We start from the raw sequence: 9385 nt of genomic DNA, 5'->3' as shown, positions 1-9385 counted from the left end.
GGGCTCGACGCTGCCGGTGCTGCGCGCCGCGCTGGCCGGGCTGCTCGGTGGCGTCGACGCGGGCTGTGACCATCTCGACGTCGAGACGTACACCTGGGGGGTGCTGCCGGTCCGGCGGCGCCCGCGCACCGACGCGGAGTTGGCCGCCGGGATCGCCGCCGAACTGGCCTTCACCCGCGACGAACTGGTCGCCCTCGGGCTGACCCCGACCGAAGCGGTGGTGACGCCGTGACCGAGCCTGGAGGAGCGTCGTGAGCCGACCCCTGGTGGTGCTGGACGTGGTGGGACTGACCCCCCGGCTGCTGGCGCACATGCCCCGGCTCCGGGCCGTCGCCGACGCCGGTTTCCAGGCCGAACTGGGCACGGTGCTGCCGGCGGTGACCTGCTCGGCGCAGTCGACGTTCCTCACCGGGGCGCTCCCGGCCGAGCACGGGATCGTCGGCAACGGGTGGTACTTCCGGGACCTCGGCGAGGTGCTGCTGTGGCGGCAGCACCACGCGCTGGTCGGCGGGGAGAAGCTGTGGCAGGCGGCCCGCCGGGCCGAGCCCGGCTACACCGTGGCGAACGTCTGCTGGTGGTACGCGATGGGCGCGGACGTGAACTGGACGGTCACGCCCCGGCCGGTCTACCACGCCGACGGCCGCAAGGAACCGGACTGCTACACCGACCCGCCCGAGCTGCACGACCGGCTCACCGCCCGGCTGGGCACGTTCCCGCTGTTCACCTACTGGGGCCCGGGTGCCGGGCTGCCCTCGTCACAGTGGATCTGCCGGGCCGCCCAACAGATCGTCGAGGAAGAGGCCCCGGACCTGACCCTGGTCTACGTCCCGCACCTCGACTACGACCTGCAACGTTTCGGCCCCGCCTCGACCCGGGCCGCCGAGGCGGCGGCCGAGCTGGACGGCGTACTCGGGCCGCTGCTGGACGCCGCACGGGACCGGGGAGCGACCGTGGTGGTGCTGTCGGAGTACGGCATCACCGACGTCTCCCGGCCGGTCGACGTCAACCGGCTGCTGCGGGCCGAGGGGCTGCTGCGCGTCTACACGCAGGCCGGGATGGAGTACCTGGACCCGTGGACGTCGCGGGCCTTCGCGGTCGCCGACCACCAGGTCGCCCACGTGTACGTACGGGACCCGGCCGACGTCCCGGCGGTGGCGAGACTCTGCGCCGGGCTGCCCGGGGTGGCCGAGGTGCTCGACGCCGACGGCAAGGCGGCGTACGGGCTGGACCATCCGCGCGCCGGTGAGCTGGTGCTGGTCGCCGAGCCGGACGCCTGGTTCACCTACTACTACTGGCACGACGACGCCCGCGCGCCGGACTTCGCCCGGCTGGTCGAGATCCACCGCAAACCCGGGTACGACCCGGCGGAGCTGTTCTTCGACCCGGCCGCGCCCGGTGCGGCGAAGCGACGGGCCGGGGTGGCCCTGGCCCGCAAGAAGCTCGGCATGCGGTATCTGATGAGCGTGGTCGGCCTGGACGCCGGGGCCGCCGCGGTACGCGGTTCGCACGGCCGGCTGCCCGCCGACCCCGCCGACGGGCCGGTGCTGCTCTGCTCCGATCTCTCGGCGGCGCGGGACCGGATCGCTGCCACGGAGGTGAAGGGGCTGCTGCTGCATCTGGCCGGGCTCCCGGTGCGGTGACCGTCGAGGTGCCGTCCGTCGACGCGGACGCGTTACGGGCCAGGTTCGACGCCGAGCTGACCGCGTTCCTCGACCGGCAGGACCCGGACTGGCCGGACGGCGCGCCCCGGGGCGTCTTCACCACGCTGCACCGGTTCGTGCTGGCCGGCGGTAAGCGGCTCCGACCGCTCTTCTGTTACTGGGGCTGGCGGGGGGCCGGTGGTCCGGACGGCACCCCGATCGTGACCGCCGCCGCGGCGCTGGAGCTGTTCCACGCGTTCGCGCTGATCCACGACGACATCCTGGACGGCAGCGACCGCCGCCGGGGTGAACCCTCGGTGCACCGGATCTTCGCCGACCTGCACACCCGCTCGTCGTGGCGGGGCGACCCCGAGGCGTACGGGCGCAACACCGCCCTGCTCTGCGGCGATCTCTGCGCGGCCTGGTCGGACCAGATGTTCCACGAGTGCGGGCTGGCCGCCGAGGCGGTGCACCGGGGGTACGGCGTCTTCGCGCTGATGCGGACCGAGGTGATCGCGGGGGAGTACCTCGACCTGGTGTCCGGCGTCGGTGACGGGTCGGTGGCCAGCGCGCTCACGGTGATCCGGATGAAGGCGGCCCGCTACACGGTGACCCGGCCCCTGCAGATCGGTGCCACCCTGGCCGGCGCGCCACCCGAACTGCTCGCCGCGCTGGTCGAGTTCGGCGACCCGCTGGGGGACGCCTTCCAGCTCCGCGACGACGTGCTCGGGGTGTTCGGTGACCCGGCGGTCACCGGCAAGTCCGTCCTGGACGACCTGCGTGAGGGGAAGCCGACGGTGATGATGGCACTCGCCCGCGCCGCCGCCGACCGGTCGCAGAGCACCCGGCTGCGCGAGTTGTTCGGCAACCCGGACCTGGACGGTGACGGTGCCGCAGAGCTGCGGAAGATCATCGAGAGCACCGGTGCCCGGGACGAGATCGAGCGGATGATCCGACGGTGTGCCGAGGCCGCGCTGGCCGTGCTGGCGCACGTTCCGGTGACCCCGGAGAGCCGCGCCGCACTGAGCGCGCTGGCCACACAGGCAATCGACCGTCGGCACTGACCCGTAGCGCGGGCGACTTTCGATCAAACTGACGAAAGTCGATGCCGGTTCGGCGGAAGATATAGACACATTGACTTATGTCGCTTAGTGTTGGCGCCAGCACCGGATTGTTTCGTCGAGGTGAACCGGCGGCGCGGGAACCCACGACAGCACCACCGCACCCCTCCCGCTACGGCATCCGGCGCGACGGCGCGCGCCCCGCCCTGGCAGTCACTCGTCAGGAAGGGACAGGACACGCATGTCCACCCACCACCACCGCCACCCCGCACGGTGGCTCACCGGCGCCTCGGCGCTGATGCTGGCCCTCACGGCCGGCACGGTGGCCCTCGGCGCCGGACCGGCCGCCCTCGGCGGCCCCACCCCGGCCCAGGCCCACCCCATCGTCGCCACCGACTTCCAGCAGGTCACCCTCGCCAAGGGCGTGGCCGAGGTCGGCGAGCCGATGACCCTCGCGGTGCTGCCCGACCGCTCGGTCCTGCACACCGCCCGCAACGGCACGCTGCGCCGCACCGACGCGGCCGGCACCACCACCGTGATCGGCACCATCCCCGTCTACACCCATGACGAGGAAGGGTTGCAGGGCGTCGGCGTCGACCCCAACTTCACCAGCAACCGGCACGTCTTCCTCTACTACGCCCCGCCGCTGTCCACCCCGTCCGGCGACGCCCCGGCGACCGCCAGCGACTTCTCCGCCTGGCGCGGCGTCAACCGGCTGTCCCGGTTCACCCTCAACGCCGACTTCACGCTCAACCAGTCCAGCAAGGTCGACGTGCTGGACGTGGCCGCCGACCGGGGCATGTGCTGCCACGTCGGCGGCGACATCGACTTCGACGCCGCCGGCAACCTGTACCTCTCCACCGGCGACGACACCAACCCGTTCGACTCCGCCGGGTACTCCCCGATCGACGAACGGACCAACCGCAACCCGGCGTACGACGCGCAACGCAGCGCGGCCAACACCAACGACCTGCGTGGCAAGATCCTGCGGATCAAGGTCAACGCCAATGGGACGTACTCGATCCCGGCCGGCAACCTGTTCGCCCCCGGCACGGCCGGCACCCGCCCCGAGATCTACGCCATGGGCCTGCGCAACCCGTTCCGGATGAGCGTCGACAAGGCCACCGGCATCGTCTACGTCGGCGACTACGGGCCGGACGCCGGCTCCACCACCAGCCGGGGCCCCAGCGGCCAGGTCGAGTTCAACCGGATCACCGCGCCCGGCTTCTACGGTTGGCCGTACTGCACCGGCACCAACACCTCGAACGAGACGTACGCCGAGTGGAACTTCTCCAACGGCACCGCCGGCCCGAAGTACAACTGCACCGGCGGAGCGACCAACAACTCGTTCCGTAACACCGGCCTGACCACCCTGCCGGCTGCCAAACCCTCCTGGATCCGGTACGCCGGAGACGCCGGCAGCCCCCCGGAGTTCGGCAGCGGCTCCGAGTCGCCCGCCGCCGGCCCGGTCTACCGCTACGACGCCGCGTCCACGTCCACCACCAAGTGGCCGCAGAGCTTCGACGGCCAGTTCTTCGCCGGTGAGTTCGGACGCGGCTGGATCAAGCCGATCCACGTCAACAGCGACGGCTCGGTGGGCACCATCGACGCGTCCTTCCCGTGGAACGGCAAGCAGGTCATGGACATGGCCTTCGGGCCGGACGGTGCGCTCTACGTGCTCGACTACGGCACCGGGTACTACAACGGCGACGCCAACTCCGCGCTCTACCGCTACGACTACGTCGGCGGCGGAAACCGGGCCCCGACGGCGGTGGCGTCGGCGAACCGGACCTCCGGAATTGCCCCGTTGACCGTCAACTTCTCCTCGGCCGGGTCGTCGGACCCGGAGGGTGGGGCGTTGACCTACTCGTGGGCGTTCGGTGACGGCACCACCTCGACGGCCGCCAACCCGAGCAAGACGTACACCGCCAACGGCACGTACAACGCCACGCTGACCGTCCGCGACCCGCAGGGCGCCACCGGCAACGCCAGCGTGCAGATCCGGGTCGGCAACACCGCGCCCACGGTCACCATCAACGGCCCGGTCAACGGCTCGCTGTTCTCCTTCGGCGACACCGTGCCGTTCAGCATCACCGTCACCGACCCGGAGGACGGCACGATCGACTGCACCAAGGTCCGGATGACCTACGTGCTGGGCCACGACAGCCACGGCCACCAGATCACCTCGCAGACCGGCTGCTCCGGCTCCATCACCATCCCGGTCGACGGTGAACACGACTACGCGGCGAACATCTTCGCGATCTTCGACGCCGAGTACACCGACACCGGCGGGCTCACCACCCACACCCAGCACACCCTCCAGCCGCGCAGCCGGCAGGCCGAGCACTACAAGACCTCGTCGGGCATCACGGTCTTCGACAAGACCCCGGCCGAGGGCGGCAAGACGGTCGGCAACATCAACAACGGCGACTGGATCGCGTTCGAGCCGTACCGGATCAACAACGTGACGTCGTTCAGCGCCCGGGTCTCCTCGGCCGGCTCCGGCGGCACCCTCCAGGTCCGCGCCGGCTCGGCCACCGGCACCGTGCTCGGCTCGGCCACCGTCCCGGTGACCGGCGGTTGGGAGACGTTCACGACCGTGAGCGGCGCGATCACCAACCCGCCGAGCGGCACCACCACGCTCTATCTCACGTTCGCCGGCACCGGCACCGGAACGCTCTACGACCTGGACTCGTTCACCTTCACCACGGGCAGCGGGAACACCGGCGGCACCGGCCCGATCACCGGACTGGCCGGCAAGTGCCTGGACGTGCGGAACGCGGCCACCGCCGACGGTACGCAGATCCAGATCTACACCTGCAACGGCAGCACCGCGCAGACCTGGTCGGTGACGCCGAACTCGACGATCCGGGCGTTGGGCAAGTGCCTGGACGTCAACGGTGGCGCCTCGGCCGACGGTACGAAGATCCAGCTCTGGACGTGTAACGGCTCCGGCGCGCAGAACTGGTCGGCGCAGTCGAACGGGACGCTGCGCAATCCGCAGACGGGCAAGTGCCTGGACGTGTCGAACAACAGTTCGGCCGACGGTCAGGCGGTCCACCTCTGGACCTGTCACACCAACGCCAACCAGCGCTGGGTCCTGCCCTGATGAAAGCAGGGGTCCCCTGCTAACGCCTGGCGTTGTACAGGGGACCCCTGCTCACACCACGAACCGTAAGGAGAGCGACATGCGCACACTCCTCAGAAGACCCGCCGCCGGCCTGGCCACCGCGGTCCTCGCCGTCCTCGCCTGCACCGCACCGGCCACCCCGGCCAGCGCCGCCGACGCCCCGTACGACGTGCTGGTCTTCTCCAAGACCGCCGGCTTCCGGCACGACTCCATCGCGGTCGGCACCCAGGCCATCCGCGACCTGGGCGCGGCGAACAGCTTCACCGTCACCGCCACCGAGGACGCCGCCGCGTTCACCACCGGCAACCTCGCCCAGTACGAGGCGGTCGTCTTCCTCAACACCACCGGTGACGTGCTCAACGCCACCCAGCAGACCGCCTTCGAGTCGTACATCAACGCAGGCGGTGGATTCGTCGGCGTGCACGCCGCCGCCGACACCGAGTACGGCTGGTCCTTCTACGGCAACCTGGTCGGCGCGTACTTCCGCTCGCACCCGGCGATCCAGCAGGCCACCGTACGGGTCGAGAACCGCGCCCACGCGGCCACCGCACACCTGCCGCAGAACTGGGTACGCACCGACGAGTGGTACGACTTCCAGACCAACCCCCGCTCCGGCGCGCGAGTGCTGGCGAACCTGAACGAGTCGACGTACTCGGGTGGGGTGATGGGTGCCGACCACCCGATCGCCTGGTGCAAGACGGTCAGCGCCGGGCGGTCCTTCTACACCGGCGGCGGCCACACCCAGGCCTCGTACGCCGAGTCGGCGTTCCGGGCGCACCTGCTCGGCGGCATCCGGTACGCGGCCGGTCGCACCAAGGCCGACTGCCGCCCGGAGACCGGCTACACCGCCCTCTACAACGGCTCGACCACCGGCTGGTCCCAGGCCGGACCGGGCAGCTTCACCAACTCGGACGCCACGCTGACCTCGGTCGGCGGGATGGGCCTGTACTGGTACAGCGCGAAGCAGTTCACGAACTACTCGCTCAAGCTGGACTGGCGGCTCGCCGGGGACGACAACTCGGGCGTCTTCATCGGCTTCCCGCCGTCGAGCGATCCGAACTCGGCCATCAACAACGGCTACGAGGTGCAGATCGACCCCACCGACACCGCCGACCGGACCACCGGCGCGGTCTACGGCTTCAAGTCCGCCGACCTCGCCGCCCGCGACGCCGCGCTGAACCCGGCGGGGGAGTGGAACACCTACGAACTGCTGGTGGAGGGGGAGCGGCTCCAGGTCTTCCTGAACGGGTCGAAGATCAACGACTTCACCAACACCGATCCGGTACGGTCGCTCGCCGGCCACATCGGCATCCAGAACCACGGTACGGGTGACGACGCGTTCTTCCGCAACATCCGGATCAAGGAGTTGGGCGGCACGAACCCGCCGCCCACCGGAACCGGCCGGATCACCGGTCTGGCGGGCAAGTGCCTGGACGTACGCAACGGTGCCACGGCCGACGGTACGCAGATCCAGATCTGGACCTGCAACGGCAGCACCGCGCAGACCTGGTCGGTGACGCCGAACTCGACGATCCGGGCGTTGGGCAAGTGCCTGGACGTGAACGGTGGCGCCTCGGCCGACGGTACGAAGATCCAGCTCTGGACGTGTAACGGCTCCGGCGCGCAGAACTGGTCGGCGCAGTCGAACGGGACGCTGCGCAATCCGCAGACGGGCAAGTGCCTGGACGTGTCGAACAACAGTTCGGCCGACGGTCAGGCGGTCCACCTCTGGACCTGTCACACCAACGCCAACCAGCGCTGGGTCCTGCCCTGATGAAAGCAGGGGTCCCCTGCTAACGCCTGGCGTTGTACAGGGGACCCCTCCTTACACCCACCGCGCGCTGCGCGGCACCTTGCACAACCGCGCGGCACCTTGCACAACCGCGCGGCACCTTCCGCAACGGTGCGGCACGCGCCTAGAGTGAAGGCGGCGACCGCGAGGTGGCCGGTGCACCGACGGGAGGCGCAACCCGTCGGTCCCAGGTGCTAGCGCGCCCACCGGTCCATCCCCTCGGGGCCGCCACGTCCGGCCGCCCTCGCCCCGGTCACGCAGGTACGGAATCCCCACCACACGCACAGGGGAGAAGAACTATGGCGCGACCGATCACGCTGTTCACCGGCCAGTGGGCCGACCTTCCGTTCGACGAGGTGTGCCGGCTCGCCGCCGAGTGGGGCTACGACGGGCTGGAGATCGCCTGCTGGGGCGACCACTTCGAGGTCGACAAGGCACTGGCCGACGACTCGTACGTCGACCGCAAACGGGAGACGCTGGCCAAGCACAACCTCCAGGTCTTCACGATCTCCAACCACCTCGTCGGCCAGGCGGTCTGCGACCACCCGATCGACGAACGGCACCAGGGCATCCTGCCGGCCAGGATCTGGGGCGACGGCGAACCCGAGGGCGTACGCCAGCGGGCCGCCGAGGAGATCAAGGACACCGCCCGCGCGGCGGCGAAGCTCGGCGTCAACACCGTCGTCGGCTTCACCGGCTCGTCGATCTGGCACACCCTGGCGATGTTCCCGCCCGTGCCGCCGTCGATGATCGAGCGCGGCTACCAGGACTTCGCCGACCGGTGGAACCCGATCCTGGACGTCTTCGACTCCGTCGGGGTCCGGTTCGCCCACGAGGTGCACCCGAGCGAGATCGCGTACGACTACTACACCACCAGGCGCACCCTGGAGGCGATCGGGCACCGGGAGGCGTTCGGGCTGAACTGGGACCCGTCGCACTTCGTCTGGCAGGAGCTGGACCCGGTCAACTTCATCTTCGACTTCGCCGACCGGATCTACCACGTCGACTGCAAGGACGCGAAGGTACGCACCGGCGACGGTCGGCGCGGCCGGCTGGCCTCGCACCTGCCCTGGGCGGACCTGCGGCGCGGCTGGGACTTCGTCTCCACCGGGCACGGCGACGTGCCGTGGGAGGACTGCTTCCGCGCCCTGAACGCGATCGGCTACGACGGGCCGATCTCGATCGAGTGGGAGGACGCCGGCATGGACCGGCTGGTCGGTGCTCCCGAGGCACTCCAGTTCGTCCGTCGCCTCGCCTTCGACGCCCCGTCCGCCGCCTTCGACGCCGCGTTCAGCAGCAAGGACTGATCCCCGCCGACTCCGCGCAAGGACTGATCCCCGCCGACTCGGCAGTAAGAGCTGATCCCGCCGACCGGGGGCCGATCCTCCGGCCCCCGGTCGACGCACGCCGCTCAGCCGACGGTGAAGACGTGCTCGCTGGCCAGCCGGGCCGCGCCCACCAGGCCGGCCCGGTCGGCCAGGTCGGAGAGGACCACCGGCATGGTGCCGGTGGCCGTCGGTGCCGACCGGCGGTAGACCACGCCCCGTACCTCGGCGAGCAGGATGTGCCCGAGCCCTTCCGGCGCGCCGCCGATCACCACGATCCCCGGGTTGAAGAAGCTGACCAGACCGACGAGCACCTGGCCGAGGCGGCGCGCGGCGTCGCGTACCAGTGCCTGGGCCGTCGGGTCCCCGGCGAGCGCGGCGGCGGCCACGTCCGACACGGTCAGCGTGCCGGCGTCGGCCAACCGCGCGGCCAGCGG

At 70.7% G+C, this 9385-nt stretch carries 6 protein-coding genes and 1 pseudogene; 6 read left to right on the top strand and 1 reads right to left on the bottom strand.

Translation table 11 applies throughout. From position 1 onward, the window contains the following. The 6 genes and pseudogenes from EYA84_RS19650 to EYA84_RS19625 all read left to right on the top strand — a co-directional run. Positions 1-232: pseudogene (locus tag EYA84_RS19650) on the top strand (xylose isomerase); the annotation flags it as partial. A gap of 19 nt (positions 233-251) precedes the next feature. Next, positions 252-1640 carry an alkaline phosphatase family protein gene (locus EYA84_RS19645; protein WP_131054508.1) on the top strand — a complete coding sequence of 463 codons (1389 nt, stop codon included), beginning with the start codon at positions 252-254 and terminating at the stop codon, positions 1638-1640. Further along, positions 1637-2704, top strand: coding sequence for a polyprenyl synthetase family protein (locus EYA84_RS19640; RefSeq protein WP_131054507.1), 1068 nt, complete (start codon positions 1637-1639; stop codon positions 2702-2704). The genes EYA84_RS19645 and EYA84_RS19640 overlap by 4 nt, the downstream gene beginning before the upstream one ends. Before the next feature lie 238 nt (positions 2705-2942). Further along, positions 2943-5810: a PQQ-dependent sugar dehydrogenase gene (locus EYA84_RS19635; RefSeq protein ID WP_131054506.1), complete on the top strand. Its 2868-nt coding sequence runs from the start codon at positions 2943-2945 to the stop codon at positions 5808-5810. Positions 5811-5889: 79 nt separating this feature from the next. After that, positions 5890-7605, top strand: a complete 1716-nt coding sequence (locus EYA84_RS19630; protein ID WP_176095013.1) for a lectin — start codon at positions 5890-5892, stop codon at positions 7603-7605. Positions 7606-7922: 317 nt separating this feature from the next. After that, complete coding sequence (locus EYA84_RS19625) at positions 7923-8930, top strand: sugar phosphate isomerase/epimerase (RefSeq protein WP_131054505.1); 1008 nt, start codon at positions 7923-7925, stop codon at positions 8928-8930. Between the two features lie 104 nt (positions 8931-9034). Here the strand turns inward: EYA84_RS19625 and EYA84_RS19620 are convergent. After that, positions 9035-9385 (bottom strand): ROK family protein (locus EYA84_RS19620; protein WP_131054504.1); only part of this gene is annotated, 351 nt, incomplete at its 5' end.

It is taken from the genome of Verrucosispora sp. SN26_14.1 (assembly GCF_004307965.1).
Taxonomy (GTDB): Bacteria; Actinomycetota; Actinomycetes; order Mycobacteriales; family Micromonosporaceae; genus Micromonospora.
This window is presented reverse-complemented; position numbering and strand designations above follow the sequence as displayed.

Bases quoted from the DNA above. Each gene is read 5' to 3' on its own strand.
- EYA84_RS19635 (WP_131054506.1), top strand. From the start codon at position 2,943: ATGTCCACCCACCACCACCGCCACCCCGCACGGTGGCTCACCGGCGCC.
- EYA84_RS19630 (WP_176095013.1), top strand. From the start codon at position 5,890: ATGCGCACACTCCTCAGAAGACCCGCCGCCGGCCTGGCCACCGCGGTC.
- EYA84_RS19625 (WP_131054505.1), top strand. From the start codon at position 7,923: ATGGCGCGACCGATCACGCTGTTCACCGGCCAGTGGGCCGACCTTCCG.